This is a genomic window from Pseudomonas vlassakiae, assembly GCF_014269035.2.
GTDB classification, from domain to species: domain Bacteria; phylum Pseudomonadota; class Gammaproteobacteria; order Pseudomonadales; family Pseudomonadaceae; genus Aquipseudomonas; species Aquipseudomonas vlassakiae.
Map to the genome: position 1 here is coordinate 81,345 of NZ_JABWRP020000006.1, position 18,703 is coordinate 100,047.

Annotated in this window: 18 protein-coding genes and 1 riboswitch; of the genes, 3 read left to right on the forward strand and 15 right to left on the reverse strand. The window is 63.7% G+C overall.

Annotated features, from left to right (window positions below; genetic code table 11):
* Positions 1-46: 46 nt before the first annotated feature.
* The 7 genes from dxs to HU738_RS10040 all read right to left on the reverse strand — a co-directional run bounded on the left by dxs (position 47) and on the right by HU738_RS10040 (position 7,511).
* The gene (gene dxs / locus HU738_RS10010; RefSeq protein WP_176507035.1) at positions 47-1,942 is read right to left on the reverse strand and encodes a 1-deoxy-D-xylulose-5-phosphate synthase; all 1,896 of its coding nucleotides are present in this window, start codon (positions 1,940-1,942) and stop codon (positions 47-49) included.
* 155 nt (positions 1,943-2,097) lie between these two features.
* Complete coding sequence (gene ispA, locus HU738_RS10015; RefSeq protein WP_186603369.1) at positions 2,098-2,985, reverse strand: (2E,6E)-farnesyl diphosphate synthase; 888 nt, start codon at positions 2,983-2,985, stop codon at positions 2,098-2,100.
* Positions 2,982-3,224, reverse strand: coding sequence for an exodeoxyribonuclease VII small subunit (locus HU738_RS10020; RefSeq protein ID WP_008092375.1), 243 nt, complete (start codon positions 3,222-3,224; stop codon positions 2,982-2,984). The genes ispA and HU738_RS10020 overlap by 4 nt, the downstream gene beginning before the upstream one ends.
* Positions 3,225-3,437: 213 nt before the next feature.
* On the reverse strand, positions 3,438-4,088 hold the full coding sequence (gene ribB / locus HU738_RS10025) for a 3,4-dihydroxy-2-butanone-4-phosphate synthase (RefSeq protein ID WP_186603370.1): 651 nt from the start codon (positions 4,086-4,088) through the stop codon (positions 3,438-3,440).
* 80 nt (positions 4,089-4,168) lie between these two features.
* A riboswitch (FMN riboswitch) is annotated at positions 4,169-4,310 on the reverse strand.
* 190 nt (positions 4,311-4,500) lie between these two features.
* Positions 4,501-5,391: an alpha/beta hydrolase gene (locus tag HU738_RS10030; protein WP_186603372.1), complete on the reverse strand. Its 891-nt coding sequence runs from the start codon at positions 5,389-5,391 to the stop codon at positions 4,501-4,503.
* A gap of 81 nt (positions 5,392-5,472) precedes the next feature.
* Entirely contained in the window at positions 5,473-6,819 is a 1,347-nt protein-coding gene (locus tag HU738_RS10035; RefSeq protein WP_186603373.1) for a HAMP domain-containing sensor histidine kinase, read from the reverse strand.
* The gene (locus HU738_RS10040) at positions 6,819-7,511 is read right to left on the reverse strand and encodes a response regulator transcription factor (protein ID WP_186603374.1); all 693 of its coding nucleotides are present in this window, start codon (positions 7,509-7,511) and stop codon (positions 6,819-6,821) included. The genes HU738_RS10035 and HU738_RS10040 overlap by 1 nt, the downstream gene beginning before the upstream one ends.
* A gap of 193 nt (positions 7,512-7,704) precedes the next feature.
* Here HU738_RS10040 and HU738_RS10045 point away from each other — a divergent pair, with 193 nt between their 5' ends.
* The 3 genes from HU738_RS10045 to HU738_RS10055 all read left to right on the forward strand — a co-directional run bounded on the left by HU738_RS10045 (position 7,705) and on the right by HU738_RS10055 (position 10,872).
* The gene (locus HU738_RS10045; RefSeq protein WP_186603375.1) at positions 7,705-9,882 is read left to right on the forward strand and encodes a TonB-dependent siderophore receptor; all 2,178 of its coding nucleotides are present in this window, start codon (positions 7,705-7,707) and stop codon (positions 9,880-9,882) included.
* A 321-nt stretch (positions 9,883-10,203) separates the two neighbouring features.
* A complete protein-coding gene (locus tag HU738_RS10050; RefSeq protein WP_186603376.1) occupies positions 10,204-10,446 on the forward strand; it encodes a hypothetical protein in 243 nt (80 codons plus the stop codon).
* 162 nt (positions 10,447-10,608) lie between these two features.
* The gene (locus HU738_RS10055; protein ID WP_186603377.1) at positions 10,609-10,872 is read left to right on the forward strand and encodes a DUF3077 domain-containing protein; all 264 of its coding nucleotides are present in this window, start codon (positions 10,609-10,611) and stop codon (positions 10,870-10,872) included.
* A 238-nt stretch (positions 10,873-11,110) separates the two neighbouring features.
* Here the strand turns inward: HU738_RS10055 and HU738_RS10060 are convergent, their stop codons facing one another.
* From HU738_RS10060 to eat, 8 genes are all read right to left on the reverse strand, one after another.
* Complete coding sequence (locus HU738_RS10060; protein WP_186603378.1) at positions 11,111-11,809, reverse strand: LexA family transcriptional regulator; 699 nt, start codon at positions 11,807-11,809, stop codon at positions 11,111-11,113.
* A gap of 177 nt (positions 11,810-11,986) precedes the next feature.
* Complete coding sequence (gene ppa, locus HU738_RS10065; RefSeq protein WP_003255365.1) at positions 11,987-12,514, reverse strand: inorganic diphosphatase; 528 nt, start codon at positions 12,512-12,514, stop codon at positions 11,987-11,989.
* Between the two features lie 93 nt (positions 12,515-12,607).
* Entirely contained in the window at positions 12,608-13,423 is an 816-nt protein-coding gene (locus tag HU738_RS10070; RefSeq protein WP_054886185.1) for a M90 family metallopeptidase, read from the reverse strand.
* Between the two features lie 8 nt (positions 13,424-13,431).
* Positions 13,432-14,079, reverse strand: coding sequence for a DedA family protein (locus HU738_RS10075; RefSeq protein WP_186603379.1), 648 nt, complete (start codon positions 14,077-14,079; stop codon positions 13,432-13,434).
* A 228-nt stretch (positions 14,080-14,307) separates the two neighbouring features.
* A complete protein-coding gene (locus tag HU738_RS10080; protein WP_054886183.1) occupies positions 14,308-14,766 on the reverse strand; it encodes a GNAT family N-acetyltransferase in 459 nt (152 codons plus the stop codon).
* A gap of 109 nt (positions 14,767-14,875) precedes the next feature.
* Positions 14,876-15,694 carry an ethanolamine ammonia-lyase subunit EutC gene (eutC, locus tag HU738_RS10085; RefSeq protein WP_186603380.1) on the reverse strand — a complete coding sequence of 273 codons (819 nt, stop codon included), beginning with the start codon at positions 15,692-15,694 and terminating at the stop codon, positions 14,876-14,878.
* Between the two features lie 8 nt (positions 15,695-15,702).
* Positions 15,703-17,097, reverse strand: a complete 1,395-nt coding sequence (locus HU738_RS10090) for an ethanolamine ammonia-lyase subunit EutB (RefSeq protein WP_186603381.1) — start codon at positions 17,095-17,097, stop codon at positions 15,703-15,705.
* 46 nt (positions 17,098-17,143) lie between these two features.
* A complete protein-coding gene (gene eat / locus HU738_RS10095; RefSeq protein ID WP_176507053.1) occupies positions 17,144-18,592 on the reverse strand; it encodes an ethanolamine permease in 1,449 nt (482 codons plus the stop codon).
* Between the last annotated feature and the right edge of the window lie 111 nt (positions 18,593-18,703).

Sequence of the window (18,703 nt, forward strand, 5' to 3'; positions counted from 1 at the left end):
CTCGTATTCGCGGCGGTTCGGGGCGCCGAACCGCCGCGAACAGGCCCTAGAGGCCGAGCCTGGCCATGCGGGCTTTCACCGAGGCCTCGATGCCAGCGGCATCCAGCCCGCACTCGGCCAGCATCTGCGCCGGTTTGGCATGCTCGACATAGATATCCGGCAACCCCAGGTGCAGCAGCGGCTTGACCACGCCTGCATGGGCCAGGAACTCGCCCACGGCCGCTCCGGCGCCGCCCATGATGCTGTTCTCTTCAACGGTCACCAGCAGCTCATGGCTGGCAGCCAGTTCCAGCACCAGGGCCTCGTCCAGCGGTTTGACGAAGCGCATGTCGACCACGGTGGCATTGATTTGCTCGGCCACTTGCAGCGCCTCGGCCAACTGCACGCCGAACACCAGCAGGGCGACTTTCTCGCCACGGCGGCGCACCACGCCTTTGCCGATTTCCAACGGTTCGAGGTCGCCACTGATCGGTGCATTCGGGCCGGTGCCGCGCGGGTAGCGCACAGCGGCCGGGCCGTTGTACAGGTGGCCGGTGCTGAGCATCTTGCGCAGTTCGTTCTCGTCGCTCGGGGCCATCACCAGCATGCCGGGGATGCAGCGCAGGTACGACAGGTCGTAGGCGCCAGCGTGAGTCGGGCCGTCTTCGCCGACCAGGCCGGCACGGTCGATGGCGAACAGCACGTCGAGGTTCTGCACCGCCACGTCGTGGATCAGCTGATCGTAACCGCGCTGCAGGAAGGTGGAGTAGATCGCCACCACTGGCTTGCTGCCTTCGCAGGCCATGCCTGCGGCCAGGGTGACCGCGTGCTGTTCGGCGATCGCCACGTCGAAGTAGCGCTCGGGGTAGCGTTCGCTGAAATCGACCAGGTCGGAGCCTTCCTTCATCGCCGGGGTGATGCCCACCAGGCGGTTGTCGGCGGCGGCCATGTCGCACAGCCACTGGCCGAACACTGCAGAGTACTTCGGCCCGCTGACCTTTTTCGGCGCAGCCGGCTTGTCGGCGGGTTCGAGCTTGGTGATGGCGTGGTAGCCGATCGGATCGACCTCGGCCGGGGCGAAGCCTTTGCCCTTCTTGGTCACCACGTGCAGGAACTGCGGGCCCTTGAGGTCACGCATGTTGCGCAGGGTGGCGATCATGGTCGGCAGGTCATGGCCGTCGATCGGGCCGATGTAGTTCCAGCCCAGCTCTTCGAACAGCGTGCCCGGCACCAGCATGCCTTTGGCGTATTCCTCGGTGCGACGGGCGATTTCCCAGGCACCGGGCAGGCGCGACAGCACCTTCTTGCTGCCCTCGCGCATGCTCGCGTAGGTGCGGCTGGAGAGGATCTTGGCCAGGTAGTTGGACAGGCCACCGACATTGCGCGAAATCGACATGTCGTTGTCGTTGAGGATCACCAGCATGTCGGCGTTGACTTCCTGGGCGTGGTTCAACGCTTCGAAGGCCATGCCGGCAGTAAGGGCACCATCGCCGATCACGGCGATCGACTTGCGGGCGCTGTTTTGCAGACGGGCGGCTATGGCCATGCCCAGCGCAGCGCTGATCGACGTGCTCGAGTGGCCGACGCCAAAGGTGTCGTATTCGCTTTCGCTGCGACGCGGGAAGGCGGCGATGCCGTCTTTCTGGCGCAGGCTGAGCATGCGGTTGCGGCGCCCAGTGAGGATCTTGTGCGGGTAGGCCTGATGGCCGACGTCCCACACCAGCCGGTCATCCGGGGTGTCGAAGACGTAATGCAGCGCGATCGTCAGCTCGATGACGCCCAGGCCGGCGCCAAAATGCCCACCGGTCTGACCAACGGTATAGAGCAACTCCTGGCGCAACTCGTCGGCCAGGGTCTCCAGGTCGGCTTCGGCCAGCCGGCGCAGGCCGGCAGGCGTGTCAGCGCGGTCGAGCAACGGCGTGACCGGGCGTTCGCGGGGGATCTCTTGAAACGTCGTGGGCATCAGGCGAGTCGTTATAGGTGTGTGAAGACGCGGCAGTTTACCCCATTGTGGGAAAAGTGCCCATTCGACCACGGGTTACGCGGACCCTGTGGAAGCGGGTTTACCCGCGAATGCTCGCGGGTAAACCCGCTCCCACAGGGCATTGGTATCAAGCCTTAATGGCGGCGTTCGACGATATAGCGCGCCAACGCCCGCAGCGGTTCGGCGGCTTCGCCAAAGCCTTGCAAGGCGATCAGCGCCTGGTCGCGCAGTTCGAATGCGTAGGCCTTGGCCGCTTCCAGCCCCAGCAGCGCCGGGTAGGTCGGTTTGTCCCGGGCGATATCGGCACCTTGGCGCTTGCCGAGGGTCGCGGTATCGCTTTCCACGTCAAGGATATCGTCCTGCACCTGAAATGCCAGGCCGATCGCCTGTGCATAAGTCTGCAGCGCATCCAGTTGTGCCTGCTCGGCGCGGGCACTGGCCAGGGCGCCGAGGCGCACGCTGGCTTCGATCAGGGCGCCGGTCTTGTGCCGGTGCATGAATTCCAGGGCCTGCTGGTCCAGCTTCAGGCCGACCGAGCCGAGGTCGATGGCCTGGCCGCCGACCATGCCCGCAGGGCCTGCTGCCTTGGCCAGGGCCTGGACCATGGCCAGGCGGGTGCTGTCGGCTTGCGGGCTCAGGCGTGGGTCGAGCAGGGCGCTGAACGCCAGGCTCTGCAAACCGTCACCGGCAAGAATCGCGCAGGCTTCGTCGAAGGCCTTGTGGGTAGTCGGCTGGCCACGGCGCAAGTCGTCGTCGTCCATGGCCGGCAGGTCGTCATGCACCAGCGAATAGGCGTGGATCAGTTCCACCGCACAGGCCGCACCGTTGGCGTGCTCGGCTGGGGCGCCAAGGGCTTCGCAGGCGGCATAGGCGAGCAGCGGGCGCACGCGCTTGCCGCCGTTCATCACGCTGTAGCGCATGGCGGCGTAAAGCCGCTCCAGCTCCTTGGTCGGGGCGACGAACAGCGGTTCGAGGGCGGCGTCGACACGGGCCTGGCAGCTGGCCTGGTAAGCAGTGATCATGCCTCTGGCTCCGCATCGAATGGCTGCGCGGCCAGTTCGCCGTCACGTTCCAGCAGGATCTGCACTTTCTGTTCGGCCTGGGCCAGGGCGCCCTGGCAGTCGCGGGTCAGGGCGATGCCTTGCTCGAACGCGGCCAGCGAGTCTTCCAGCGACAGTTCGCCGTTCTCCAGGCGCTCAACCAGGGCTTGCAGGTCGGCGAGGGATTGTTCGAAATCGATGGAGGCTTTTTTGCGGGCCATGGCGACAGTCTCGTTGGCGGGTCAGAACCGCGCGACGTTAGCAGAGCGGGGCTAGGGGAGCAAACTTCCGCTGGGTTCACTGGCTTTTTCGCGGGTGCACTCGCGCCTACAGGTTGTGCACCGGGTTCAGCATTGGCGCCGTCATTGTGGGAGCGGGTTCATCGGGGCGCCGAACCGCCGCGAATGGGCCGCAAAGCGGCCCGGTGCGATGGCTCAGGCGAGCTCGGCTTCCAGCTCGACCATGGCCTCACGGCACCGCGCCAGCTCTTCGATCGTCAGCACCGGCAGGTTGTACTGCCGCGCATACACTGCCACCTGTTCACCCCGCGCCATGCTGCCATCAGGGTTCATCAGTTCGCACAGCACCGCCGCCGGCCGCAGCCCGGCCAGGCGCGCCAGGTCCACCGAGCCTTCGGTGTGGCCACGACGGGTCAGCACGCCACCCTCACGCGCGCGCAGCGGGAACACATGGCCCGGGCTGACGATATGGCGCTGCTCGGCGGTCGAGCGTAGCGCCGCTTCGATGGTGGTGATGCGGTCCTGGGCGGAAACGCCGGTGCTCACGCCTTCGGCTGCCTCGATGGTGACGGTGAAGCCGGTGCCGTGACGAGCCTGATTGTTTTGCACCATCGGCGCCAGTTGCAGGGCATCGACAGTGGCTTCGTCCAGGCACAGGCAGACGATGCCGCTGCAATCGCGGATCATCATGGCCATGGTCTGCAGCGACAGGTTTTCGGCGGCGGCGACGATATCGGCTTCGTCCTCGCGGTCGTCATCGTCGAGCAGCAGCACAGGGCGCCCGGCCTGGAAGGCGGCGATGGCGGCGGACACATTGGGAAATTGTTTTTGCAGCAAAGGGGACATGAAACGCTCCTCGTGATTGATCGATGAACGTCTCGGGGCGAACAAAATGCGCGCACAGGGGCGCCCGAATGGCCCCTGCCTGACGCCTTCTTTCATCCGGACTATGACCGTCGGCTCTGGAGTCGCACCAGATCTGCTGACCCCCGGCATGGCCGGGGCGCTCGCGGGCTCATCTTTCGATTTACCGCCGGTGGGGACTTTCACCCCGCCCTGAAGACCGGCCAAGCATACAGCACTGTGCCACCTTGCTGGCAAGCCGCCGTTCTACGACCTTCGGCGATAGGTTGTGTGCATGTCTTGGGATGTTTGGCGCTTGAGAGATCGAGCGCCGCGCGGGCGGCGCTCGGTCACATAGGCGCTGAAAAATGTTGCGACGAACCCCGCTTCGCCCCGACCCGGCCTTGAAAAAATCCTACCGCGACATTTCTTCAATCACCTTACCCAGCGAAGCTGGCAGCATCTGCCCATGCCCCAACCCTTCGAATCGCTCGTAACGCACCTGCAACCCCTGCACCTTTGCCAGATCAGCTGCCAACTCCCTAGCTGGCCGCTCCACATCGCCCTTCACCGGCATCCGCGGATTCGCCGGTTCCTCACTCCCGCGCATCAGCAACAACCGCGGCCGGCTGTCACCCAGGCGCTGCTGCAACCCCTGCGCCTCACGCACGATCGCCCCATCGTTCCACCACAGCGATGGGCTGGCCGCCGCATAGTCACTGAACGCTGCCGGCCGGGTGAACAGTGCATGCAACACCGCCAGGCCACCATAGGAATGCCCCCACAACGTCTGCCGCTGCGGGTTGATCGGCGCCACACCCGCCACCAGCGGGCGCATCTTCTGGGTCAGCAGATCAAGGAACGCATCTACCCCACCGCTGGGCTCGCCGGTCAGCGGATCACGCTGCGCGGCCTGCCCTGGCACTGCCGGGGTGTAGTCGAAGGTGCGCCCGGCTCGCTCGATGCGATGGTCAGTCTGGTAGCCCACGGCCACCAGCAGCGGCGCCTGGCCGGCGGCGAGCTGGCTCAGTTGCTGGCTATTCAGTGCGCCCAGCGCGGCATTGCCGTCGAGCATCCACAGCACCGGATAACCGGCGGCAGGCGCCGGGCGATCAGGTTTGCCGACCCACAGGCGGTAGTGGCGCTGGCCGTCGGCCGAGTCCAGGTCGAGGTGGCTGAAGCGGTAGGCCAGGTCCTGGCGCTGCAGCAGCGAGGTGTCCATCTTCTGCTCACGCGCTGGCTGCGCCACGGCAACCGGGGCGGCCAGCGCCAGCGCCATGATCAGGGGCAGGGTCATCTTGCTCATCAGGCGTCTCGTCAGGGCTTTGCGAGGCGCGCAAAGCTGAAAGACCAGATGATAATCAGTGCTGTTTGGGCGTAAAGCGCATTAACTTTCTAAACATTCCTCGCCGATCGGCAGCACCACGTGCAGGCACAAGCCAGGGTGACCATTGCTGGCCCACAACCGACCGCCTTGCAGTTCGACGGCGCGGCGGGCGATAGCCAGCCCCAGGCCAAAGCCTTCGCCACTGTCGGGCAAGCGTTGGTAAGGCTTGAAGATGCGTTCGAGGTCAGCTTGCGGCACACCGGGGCCCTGGTCGCTCAGGCGCAGGTGCCAGCAGTCGTCCTCACGCCATCCATCAAGGCTGACCCGGCCGTCGTCGGGCGAATGGCGGATGGCATTGCGCATCAGGTTTTCCAGGGCCTGGGCCAGGCTGTCCAGATGCACCTGCACCCGGCAATCGGTGCCCAGCGAGCAGGGCAGGCGCGAGCGATCCCAGCCACTTTCGAAGCAGATGTCCTGGCACAGCGCTTCCCACACGGAGAGCATCAGCACCGGCTCGGTGGGTAACTGCGGCTGTTCGGTGTCCATCCAGGCCAGGTCCAGGGTGTCCTCTAACAGCTTCTGCATGACGTTGACCTCGTGCTCCAAGCGCTCACGCAGTTGCGCCGGCGGCAAGTCGCTGTCGTGGGCGATGCGTAGCCGCGCCAGAGGGGTGCGCAATTCGTGGGACAGCGTGCGCAGCAGCAGGCGCTGCTGCTCCAGGCTTTGCCGCAAGCGCCCGGCCATGTGTTCGAAGGCCTGCGCCAGTTCGCCCAGTTCATCGCGCCGTTCCTGCAGGGGCAGACCAGGGCTTTCCAGATCGTCGGCGCGCAGGGCATCGGCACGGTCGCGCAGGCGGTTGAGCGGCACCACCAGCTGTCGATAGATCGCCAGGCCCAGCAGCAGGGCGAGCAGTGTGGGCGCGACGCCATGGGTGATGACATGGGTCCAGGGTGTGAGGCCGGTGGGCAGCAGGCGTTCCGGCAGTTGCATCACCAGGCGGCCGTTCGCGGGGTGTTGCGGGAACTCGATGCTGACATAGGGCAGTTCATCCTGCAGGCGCCGGCTCATCGGCCAGTCGAGCTTGCGCATGAAGGTCAGGTGGCTGGCCTCTTCGGCGTCCAGCGGCGTGGTGCCAAGGCTTTGCAGGTGCGGCCCGAGCAGTACCGCCCAGGTGTCTTCGGCGTGTTCGAGCTGACGACGGAAGGCCTCGGCGCCTGTCGCCCCCGTTTGCTGCCAGGCCTGTTCGGCCTGCTGCGCGTAGCGGGCGAGGTAGGCCTGGTCGGCCTGGGAGAGAAAATAGGTGCTGCGCTCCACCGACAGGCCCCAGGTCCAGATCAGCCAGGTCAGCAACAGGCAGAAGCTGACCTGCATGGCGGCCAGCTTCCACAGCAAGGGGTGTCGGCGCATCAGGCGTGTTCCGTGTCGACCAGCAGGTAACCTTGGCCGCGCACGGCCTGGATCTGCAGGTGCTGGGCACCGATATCGGCCAGCTTGCGGCGCAGGTTGCACACGTGCACATCGAGGCCGCGGTCCAGGCGGGTGTAGGCCCGGTGTAGCACGGCCTGGTACAGGAACGGCTTGCTCAGGGCCTCGCCGGGGTGGGCGTTCAACGTGGCCAGCAAGCGGAATTCAGAGGCAGTCAGGCCGGCGGCCTTGCCGTGGTGAAGTACGTCCTGCAGGTACTGGTCGTAGACCAGCGGGCCGGCTTCGCTGGGCGGCAGCGAATTACGGCCGAACGCCACGCGCCGCAGCAGGGCATCCACCCGTGCGTCCAGCTCGGCCAGGCTGAAGGGCTTGGGCAGGTAATCGTCTGCGCCCCGGGTAAAGCCGCTGATACGGTCCTGCTCGGCGCCCAGCGCCGACATCAGCATCACCGGCACGGCCTGCTGGCGGCGCAGTTCGTCGAGCAGGCTGAGGCCATCGATGCCTGGCAGCATGATGTCCAGCAGCACCAGGTCGAATCGGCTGTGCTGCACGGCATTCAGCGCCTGGGTGCCGCTGGCGCAGGCGTTGACCTGGAAACCGCGGTTGAGAAAGTGGCGCTGCAGATCCTCACGCAGGCGTGCGTCATCTTCGGCGAGGAGGAGTGTGGTGGGCATCGGTTGTCTTTAATGAGAATTCATATCAGTTAGCAATCATCCCACTGCCAGCAGGCAAAGGGCAATCATCCCGTGATGCCGTCATGTGTTAAGAAGGTTAATCCTGCTGCACCTCGGTTTTTCGTCCGGTATCGTTCGCAAAAAGCAAATTTTTTCATTTGCGATTAAATATCAATTGGGCGAAGGGTGTGTCATGAGCGGTTTCAAAGGTGTGGGGAGCCCACGACGGGTGCGGGGATGGCTGGTGCTGGGGCTGCTGGCGCCGTTTTCGTTGTCGGCACTGGCTGAAACAGTGGCAAACCAGGCGGTTGCGGACGACACGTCGCTCGACCTGCCGGCCCTGACCATCGAAGGCAACCGCCTCTACGACATGCTGCCCTCGGAACAGACTGGTGGTTACAGCGTCGATGCCGCCACCGTGGGCACCAAGACCCCGGCGGCACTCAAGGACATCCCGCAATCAATTACCGTGTACACCCAGGACTACGTCAAGGACCGCCAGTTCGTGCACCTGGATGACCTGGCCAAGTACACCGCAGGCCTGCGCACCCTGACCAACGACAGCGGCCGTTCGTCTATCTACGCCCGTGGCTACGAGTACAGCGAATTCAACATCGACGGACTGCCGGCGCCCATGGCCAGCATCTTCGGCACCGTGCCGTCGCTGGCGGCCTTCGACCGGGTCGAGATCATGCGCGGCCCGGCCGGCCTGTTCAGCAGCACCAGCGAGCTGGGCGGCATCGTCAACATGGTGCGCAAGCGCCCGACCGCCGAATTCCAGGGCCATGTCGAAGGCAGTTATGGCACCTGGGACACCAACCACGAAGAAATCGACCTGAGCGGGCCGCTGGATGAGGCCGGCCGGGTGCGTGGGCGCTTCATTGCCTCGCGTGACGACACCAACGGTGAAGTCGATTACAACGCCAACACCAGCAACAGCTACTACGGCGCGCTGGACATCGACCTGGACGACGACACCACACTGTCGTTCGGCCTGATCCACGAAGTGAAGAACATCACGCCGCACAACGGCTACCCGGCGACGCTGTCGGGCGAGGTGCCTGATTTCAGCCATTCGAAGTTCCTCGGCGCCGACTGGAACTACTTCGACGGCAAAACCACCGACCTGGTCGCCGAGCTGACCCACCACTTCGACAACGGTGGCTATGGCCGCGTCGCCGCCCGCGGCTCGCACCGCGACACCAACTACCTGTATGCCTTCACCGCGACCAACGCGACCACCGGGGCCAACTCCGAACGTGCCAGCGCCCGCGACTTCACCCAGGACACCTACTCGCTGGACGCCAGCTACAGCCAGCCGTTCGAAACCTTCGGCCAGGTCAGCGAATTCGTGGTCGGCACCGACTACAAGAACTACGACACCGAGTACCTCAACGGCACCACCAATCTGGGTAGCATCAACGTCAACACCTACACACCGACGCGCTTCGCCAAGCCGTCGCCGAACTACAGCACCGAGACCGGCATGCAGGAAGAGGAATACGGCCTGTATTCCAAGGTCACCTTCCGCCCGGTCGAGCGCCTGGCGCTGATTGCCGGTGGCCGCTTCAGCTGGTATCGCGGTGATTTCTACACCACCACCCTGAACAGCGGCTCGACAGTCGACGACAACAAGCGCGTCGATGGCCGCTTCACGCCCTATGGCGGCCTGGTCTACGACCTCACCGAAAACCACGCGCTGTACGCCAGCTATTCGCAGGTGTTCAAGCCCCAGTCGGACACCGACGGCAACGGCCGGGTGCTCAAGCCGCGCCAGGGCGAGCAGTACGAATTCGGCCTGAAAAGCAGCTACTTCGGTGGCGACCTGAATACCCGCTTCTCGGTGTTCCGCCTGACCGACAAGAACCGCGCCAGCACCGAGTACGATGCCGATGGCGTGGACACCGGGTTCTCGGTCGCCTCCGGCAAGACCCGGGTCAAGGGCGCGGAAGTGGAAGTCAGCGGCAAGCTCACGCCGAACTGGGAGCTGCTGGCGGGCTACACCTGGATGGAAACCGACACTGTCAAGGGCGATGCCGAAACCACCTTCTTCATCATGCCGCGTAATCAGGCGTCGCTGTGGAGCAAGTACACCATCAGCCAAGGCCCGTTGAACGGGCTGGCCATTGGTGGCGGCGTGTCGGCGATGAGCAACTTCTACTCCGAGAACGGCGGCGTGCGCATTGATGCGCCGGGCTATGCCACAGTGGATGCGATGCTGTCGTACCCGGTGACCTCGAAGCTGACGGCGACCTTCAACGTCAACAACCTGTTCGACCGGGATTACCTGTCGCGGGTGGGCTCGACCTCGACGTTCAACTTCTATGGGCCATCGCGGAGCATGATGGTCGGGGCGCGATATGACTTCTGAAGTTCAGAAAATTCCCGTTGTTTGTAGTCCATTTCTGAATTAGCTTCCTAGCGCCCTTGGGCCATTGCGGTGGTGTTTCTGGCGGCTTAGTGTGGCCCAGTCGTTGTCAACGCAGCGACCGGGCCTGCAAGCCCGTACAGACATCAGTACCGCTTTCCGAATTGCTGCTTGCCAGCACATTCGGTCAATGGTGGCTGCGTGCGGGAGATCTTCGGATCTGCCGGTTCTCGTCTGTCCGGTCTTGCAGACCCGTGCGTAGCCGCCACCCATCAAATGCAAGTGATGACGTGGTGGTCCCTTCGAATACAGACGAGGTTCACCATGCTTAAGATTGTCCCTGATCCACCCCACGATATTCACTCCCTCGAAGACACCCTGATCCAGGCCACCGACTACGCGCTGTGCGCGACTACCGTGGTGCATCAGGCGTTGCTGCTGCAGCCCAAGTCACCAGCGTCGATCCTGATGATGGCCTCGATGCATGAGCTGGAGGCGCTGCGGGCTTTGCTCGAATCCGCTTTGATCCAGGTGCAGATGCCTACTGGGCCTCGGACATTACACTAAGACGCAGGTGATGCGTTGCCTGAGCCTGCCAAACGCGGATAAATCCGCTCCTACAGGTTGAGGTGCGTCACAGACCTCGGGTAATGCGCGGTCTTTGTAGGAGCGGATTTATCCGCGATGAGGCCCGCCCAGGCATTCGAGAATTTTCAGGGAGATTGACCAGTGACCACAGACAACACCCAATGCACCGTCGGCAAGACGACCTTCTTCCAAGGTGAAAACCAGACCCACCCATTGTTCCGCATCGAACCCGGCATCCCTTGTCGCGATGCCCGCGAACAGGCCTCTGAACTGATGGGCTACGTGCGCGAACTGACCATACTCGGCCTGATGGAAGAGAAACCGATGATGATCTGGGCCTCGCATTACCTGAGCGCGATGGCCAAGGCGCTGATGGATGATGCCGAGTTGGGCATGTTGCATTGACAGCGGGCATTAAAAAGCCGGCTTGTGGCCGGCTTCTCGGGGACGCTTCCGACTAATTTATGGTAAGTCGCAACCGCCTTAACTGTGTGGCCAGCAAGGGCCTGAAAGAGATGGCAAACGGTCGTGTGGAGCGTCGCCGAGCCCTCTGCAACGCGGCTTGCGCCGGCCGGGGCTGAATGTGCCGCGTAGCATACAAGGGCTGGCGCAGTATGCCCAGCAAAAAATGGCATAGCGTGTGTCAGTCGGGGCGTCGCTGGCGGTAATGCGACCAGTGGAACACCCAGCCCAGTACCTCAAGCTTCTGCGCCTTGCATTGTAGCGGTGTATAGCGCTCCACCACCTCGCGCCGATTGTGGCTATGGAGGCACAGCGTGCCTTGATGGCCGAGGCTCAGGCTGTTCACCCTGAGCCTGCCGTTGTGCAGCAGGGCATAGATCTCGCCATCCACCACCCGGGTGTAGCTGAGGTCGATCGCCAGGATGGCATCGCGCGGGATCCACGGCGCCATGTTGGCGGCAGGCATGGTCATGCAGATGGCTTGGTCCACGGGCACGGCCAATGCCTCCAGCGCAGGTGCCGGCATTGCCATGTGGTGGCCGTCGAGCGCTATGAGCTGGCCGTTGCGCAGTTCGTGAAAGGGCACGTGCACCAAGGCAGCAGGCGACTCCGATGGCAAACCGGCATTGTGCGTCGGAATGGTCTGGGGCGCGTACATGCGCAGCAACGAATGCGGGTGCTTGGGGCCTTCGCCGGTTTGCAACCAGCGGCGCTGCACACAGAACAACTCGGCCATTTCATCGAGCCGGGCAATCGGGATGCCCCGGGTGAACCAGTTGTTGATGTGCTGCGACGAGACGCGGCGTTGGGCAGCGAATTCTGAAGGGGTCAGGCCACATTCCCGAAGGAGTGCCTTGAGGCGGTCACCGGATCTGTTCATAGCGCCGAGTGTAGCGGCCGATTGCTAGTAGCGAAATGAACGTGATGTTGATGTGAACGGTGTGAAAAATGCCGGGATGTAGGGCAAAGGCGTAGGACAGGGTAGGATTTTTTACCGACCTCCAGCGTGACCCATAAAAAAACCCCGCCGAGGCGGGGTTTTTTCAGTAAAGCGGTATCAGCCTTTGTAGGCAGCGACCGATTTGGTGATCGCGGCGCGGGCGGCGTCGGCGCCTTCCCAGCCTTCGATCTTGACCCACTTGCCCTTCTCCAGATCCTTGTAGTTGGCGAAGAAGTGCTCGATCTGCTGGATCAGCAGGGCTGGCAGGTCGGTGTATTCCTTCACGTCGACGTACAGCTGGCTCAGCTTGTCGTGAGGCACGGCGATGACCTTGGCGTCGCCGCCGCCGTCGTCGGTCATGTTCAGCACGCCGACCGGACGGGCACGGATAACCGAGCCAGGAGCAACCGGGTATGGGGTTACGACCAGCACGTCCAGCGGATCACCGTCGTCGGCCAGGGTGTTCGGGATGAAACCGTAGTTGGCCGGGTAGAACATCGGGGTGGCCATGAAGCGATCGACGAACAGGGTGTCGCTGTCCTTGTCGATTTCGTACTTGATCGGCGCGTGGTTGGCCGGGATCTCGATGGCGACGTAGATGTCGTTCGGCAGGTCTTTGCCAGCCGGAATCTTGCTGTAGCTCATTGGGCAGTGCCCCCGTGTTTGATCAAAAAAGTGGCGGCGATTATAGGCACATTCTGCCAGGCCATGCCACGTGTGGACGGATGTGCGGCCGCATCAGGCGTGGCTTTCGCGGTAATCCGGGTGACCGGCCTGCAGCTTCAGCAGGCGCTCGAGCGGGTTCTGCCGGTAGAACAGCGACAGCTGCTGGTACACCTGTGGATAAGCCTGCTGCAGCAGGTCGGGAGCGCTGAAGAAATACTCACTGGTGACGGCGAAGAATTCCGCCGGGTTTTCCGCCGCGTAGGGGTCGATGGCGGTTTCAGCGTCGGGGTCGGCGTCGAGCTGGCGGTTGAGGTCGTCGTAGGCCTGCTGCATGGCCGCTGCCCAGTCTTCCACGCGCATGCCGGGGTGCAGCGGCGGCAGGCCGTTGGCATCGCCATTGAGCATGTCGAGCTTGTGTGCCAGCTCGTGAATCACCAGGTTGTAGGCCTCCCAGCCGCCACTGGCCAGCACCCCGGCCCAGGCCAGGATGATCGGCCCTTGCTGCCAGGCTTCGCCGCTGTGTTCGGCATCCCACGCGTGCTCCACGCCAGTGGCATCGCGGTGGCGCTGCGGGCTCTTGAAGTCATCGGGGTAGAGAATGATCTCGTGGAAGCCCTGGTACCAGTTCAACTCGCCCAGGTGCAGCAGTGGTAGCTGTGCCTGGGCGGCGAGAAACAGGCGCTGCTCGTCGTCCAGCTCGACCCCGGGGAGGGTGGTCAGGTGCTTGTCGAGCAGGAACAGGATGCAGGCTTCGCGCAGCCACTGGTCTTCGGCATCGGTGATGCCATCGAGCATCGGCAGGCGATCACGGATCACCTGCCATTGCTGTGGGTCGATCGGGTAGCGTGCGAGTGTGCGCTTGCGCCGCCAGGCGCTGAAGGACCACATGCCTGCTGTCAGTGGGCCTTGGCGGTGCGGCCCAGGCGGCTGCGCAGCAGGCCGAGGATCATCGGTACCAGCGACAGCAGGATGATAGCGACCACCATCAGCGACAGGTGCTGCTTGATGAACGGCACATTGCCGAAGAAGTAGCCCAGGGTCACCAGGCCACCGACCCACAGCAGCGAACCGGCCACGCTGAAGCCCAGGAAACGCGGGTAGTGCATGTGCGCGATACCGGCCACGAACGGCGCGAAGGTGCGCAGGATCGGCAGGAAGCGCGCCATGGTTACGGTCTTGCCGCCATGGCGTTCATAGAAGTCGTGGGTCCGCTGCAGGTAGTCGCGGCGGAAGATCTTCGAATTGGGGTTGCTGAACAGTTTTTCGCCTGTGGTGCGACCGATGATGTAGTTGGTGCTGTCGCCGAGGATGGCCGCGGCCATCAGCAGGCCTGCCAGCAGGACCGGGTCCATGCCGCCCCCTGCGGCTACGGCGCCGGCGATGAACAGCAGCGAGTCGCCCGGCAGGAACGGCATTACCACCAGGCCGGTTTCGCAGAAGATCACAGCAAACAGGATCGCGTAGATCCAGGGGCCGTAGTTGGTGACCAGCAGATCGAGGTAGGTATCGAGATGCAGGATTAAGTCCAGCGGGTTGAATTCCATGTACAGCACCTGTGTTCTTGACCCGCCTATACGGGCACGCGATGACGGACAATGCCCTGGGCGTCGGCATGACTACCTGTGAGTGGGTAAAATTTCACACATGACAGGTCGAAGCATTATACGGCCAAGTAGGAAACCTGCCCGTAGAGTTTGTAGCGAGGGGTTACCGTGCAAGCCTGTCCGGGCCTCTCCGTGGGAGCGGGTTTACCCGCGAAGAGGCCGGTATGGTCAGTCCTGGCTGATCGGCAAGATGTAGTTCTCGAACTCGGTGTCCTTGCGAAAGCCGATCGACTCATAGGTCTTGCGCGCCACCTCGTTGTTGGCGCTGGTCGATACCCGCATGCGCACGGCCTGGGTCTGCTTGGCCATTTTCTTGGCCTCGCGCATCAGATGGTCGGCCACCAGCATGCGCCGCGAGTCTTCGGCGACAAAGATGTCGTTGAGGATCCATACGCGTTTCAGCGAAAGCGATGAAAAGCTCGGGTACAGTTGACAGAAACCGAGCAATTTACCGTCATCGTCATCCGCCAAGGCCAGGTAGATCACCGATTCGTCGCGTTTGAGGCGTTTCTCGAGAAAGGCACGCGAGCTGTCGGGGAAAGGGAGCTGCCCGTAGAACTCGCGGTATCTGACGAACAGCGGGGTGAGCAGGTCGAGGTGTTCCAGGGTTGCCTTGATGATGCGCATGTGCGGCCCTCAGAGTCCATTTGGGGAAACGGCGGAATGCCTGCAGCTTTCATGGGCATGCTGCCCCAATGCTGGCCGTCAGTGCAATCCGCCTTCCGTTACAGGTTCTTTAACCTTCACCGAGCAGAAAGTTGCCGCGCTGGTTGGGGGTATTTTCACTGTCGATGCTATGGACCTCGGCTTCGTCCTTCAGATTCACACCGGAAAGCTGCCGCCGGCAGGCTTCGCGCATCAGGTATAGCAGGCGGTGGGCCGCCATGCCGTAACTCAGGCCCTCCAGGCGGATGTTGGAGATGCAGTTGCGGTAGGCATCGGTCAGGCCGACCTTTGGGGCGTAGGTGAAATACAGGCCCAGGCTGTCTGGCGAGCTCAGCCCTGGGCGCTCGCCGATCAGCATCACGGTCATGCGTGCCCCGAGCAACTGGCCCACTTCGTCCGCCACGGCAACCCGGCCTTGCTCGACCAGCACCACCGGGGCGCTGGTCCAGCCATCGGCTGCGGCCTGCTCTTCGAAGCGGGCCAGGAATGGCAGGGTATGGCGGTGCACGGCCAGGGCCGAAAGGCCGTCGGCGACCACGATGGCCAGGTCGACGCCTTCAGGGTTGGTCTGGGCATGCTGGCGCAAGCGCTCGGCCGAGTCTTGGTTCAGCCGCCGACCCAGGTCGGGGCGTTGCAGGTATTGGTGGCGGTCAGTGGCGGCGCTGTGCAGCACCAGGCAATCGCGGCCACGGTCCTTGAGCTGTTCACTCAGGGTGGCGTGGTCGAAGGCCAGGTGCACGGCGTCGCGGGCCTGGGCGTGGGCGAACTGGAAGTCCAGTTGCGCACCGGTGGGCAGGCTGGTACCGCAACGGCCCAGGGCGATGCGTGCCGGGGTCAGGTTGCGCAGGGCCAGCCAAGGGTTGTCCGGGGTGGGGGATCGGTCTGCCATGGTCACCTCTAAGCCAGCTGTGCCAAGGCCTGGCGGAATGCCGGCGGCAGGTTGTCGCCAAAGCGCACGCGGCCATCGGCCTGGGTGAAGATGCCGGTGCGTTGCAGCCAGGCTTCGAATTCCGGCCCGGGCTTCAGGCCCAGGGTCTGGCGCGCATACAGCGCATCGTGGAACGACGTGGTCTGGTAGTTGAGCATGATGTCGTCGGAGCCTGGGATGCCCATGATGAAATTGATCCCGGCCACGCCCAGCAGGGTCAGTAGGGTGTCCATGTCGTCCTGGTCGGCTTCGGCGTGGTTGGTGTAGCAGATGTCGCAGCCCATCGGCACGCCGAGCAGCTTGCCGCAGAAGTGGTCTTCGAGGCCGGCGCGGATGATCTGCTTGCCGTTGTACAGGTATTCGGGGCCGATGAAGCCGACCACGGTGTTGACCAGGAACGGCTTGAAGTGGCGGGCCACGGCGTAGGCGCGGGTCTCACAGGTTTGCTGGTCGACGCCGTGGTGGGCATTGGCCGACAGCGCGCTGCCTTGGCCGGTTTCGAAGTACATCAGGTTCTGCCCGAGGGTGCCGCGCTTGAGCGACAGGCCGGCCTCGTAGCCTTCCTGCAGCACGTTAAGGTTGATGCCGAAGCCGGCGTTGGCCGCCTCGGTGCCAGCGATCGACTGGAACACCAGGTCCAGCGGCACGCCGCGGTTGATCGCTTCGATCGAGGTGGTGACGTGGGTCAGCACGCAGGCCTGGGTGGGAATGTCATAGCGCTGGATGATGGCGTCGAGCATTTCCAGCAGGGCGCAGATCGAGGCGATGCTGTCGGTGGCCGGGTTGATGCCGATCATGGCGTCGCCGTTGCCGTAGAGCAGGCCGTCGAGGATGCTGGCGGCGATACCGGCCGGCTCGTCGGTCGGGTGGTTGGGTTGCAGGCGGGTCGACAGGCGCCCGCGCAGGCCCATGGTGCCGCGGAACCGGGTGACCACGCGGATCTTCTGCGCCACCAGCACCAGGTCCTGCACACGCATGATCTTCGACACGGCGGCGGCCATTTCCGGGGTCAGCCCCGGGGCGAGGGCGCTCAGGCTCCGCTCATCAGCTTCTTCGCTGAGCAGCCAGTCGCGCAGGCCGCCAACGGTCAGGTGGCTGACCGGGGCGAAGGCCTGGGCGTCGTGGGTGTCGACGATCAGCCGGGTGATCTCGTCCTGTTCATAGGGGATCAAAGCTTCATTCAGAAAATGCGTCAGCGGGATGTTGGCCAAGGCCATCTGCGCGGCCACCCGTTCGCCGTCGTTGCTGGCGGCGACGCCGGCCAGAAAGTCTCCGGAACGGGCCGGGCTGGCCTTGGCCATCACGTCCTTGAGGCTGTCGAAGCGATAGACCAGGTGGCCCACCGTGTGTACGAAACTTGCCATACAGAATCTCCAGAGCCGCGGGCTGGCCCGCGGCAGGTGGCGGCGATCAGTGCAGTGCCTCTTCGGCCTTCTGGATCGCGGCGAATTCCTCTTCCGGTGTGCCGGCAACCAGGTGGTGGCGGCTGTACAACGCAAAATAGGCGATGAATACCGCGTAGATCACGGCAGCGCCAATCACCACCCGTGGGTCGACCAGGAAGCCCGCGACCACGGCGATACAGGCCAGCACCAGGGCCAGGCCCGAGGTGAAGATGCCGCCGGGGGTGCGGTAAGGGCGTTCCATTTTTGGCCGACGGATACGCAGGGTGATGTGCGCGGCCATCATCAGCACATACGACAGTGTGGCACCGAATACCGCCACCAGGATCAGCAGGTCACCCTGGCCGGTCAGCGACAGGGCGAAACCGATGATCCCGGGGATCACCAGCGCCATGACCGGGGCCTTGCTCTGGTTGGTTTCCGACAGCTTGCGCGGCAGGTAGCCCGCGCGAGAAAGGGCGAAGATCTGCCGCGAATAGGCGTAGATGATCGAGAAGAAACTGGCGATCAGGCCGGCCAGGCCTACCAGGTTGACGAAACTGCCCATCCAGGTGGAGCCGCCGTAGGCCTTGGCCAGTGCTTCGACCAGCGGGTTGCCCGAGGCCTTCAGGGCTTCGGAGCCTGCGCCGCCAGGGCCGACCACCAGGATCAGCAGGGCGAACGCCAGCAGTACCAGCATTGCGCCGATCAGGCCGCGTGGCAGGTCGCGCTTGGGGTTCTTGGTTTCTTCAGCGGCCAGTGGCACCCCTTCGACGGCGAGGAAGAACCAGATGGCATAGGGGATCGCGGCCCACACGCCGACATAGCCGAATGGCAGGAAGCTGCTGGCGCCCGCGGCGTCCGTTTTGGCGATGTCGAACAGGTTGGCTGCATCAAAATGGGGCACCATGGCCACCAGGAATACGGCCAGGGCAATGGCTGCGACTGCGGTGATGATGAACATCAGTTTCAGCGCTTCACCCACGCCGAAGATGTGAATGCCGATAAACACCACATAGAAGGCCAGGTAAATCATCCAGCCGCCGATGCCGAACAATGACTGGCAGTAGGCGCCGATGAACGTGGCGATGGCGGCAGGGGCGATGGCGTACTCGATGAGGATCGCCGTGCCGGTCAAAAAGCCGCCCCACGGGCCGAAGGCGCTGCGGGCAAAACCGTAGCCGCCGCCAGCGGTGGGGATCATCGAGGAGAGCTCGGCCAGCGAGAAGCACATGCACAGGTACATGGTCGCCATCAGCAAGGTGGCGAGGAACATGCCGCCCCAGCCGCCCTGAGCGAGGCCGAAGTTCCAGCCGGCGTAGTCGCCGGAAATCACGTAAGCAACGCCCAGGCCCACCAGCAGTACCCAGCCGGCGGCGCCTTTTTTCAGTTCACGTTGCTGGAAATAGTCCGAACCGACTTTTTCGAAGTCGACGGAAGAACCTGCCGGCACGCCGGCGGAATGATCGCTTGGCATAGATTCACCTGTTCTTTTTCTTGATGGCCGGAAGGGCTCCGGGCCGATGGTGATAGGTACTGCAGGAAGCGAGCCAGAGCGGTTGGGGCCGCCAGTCGGCGGCCCCAGTGC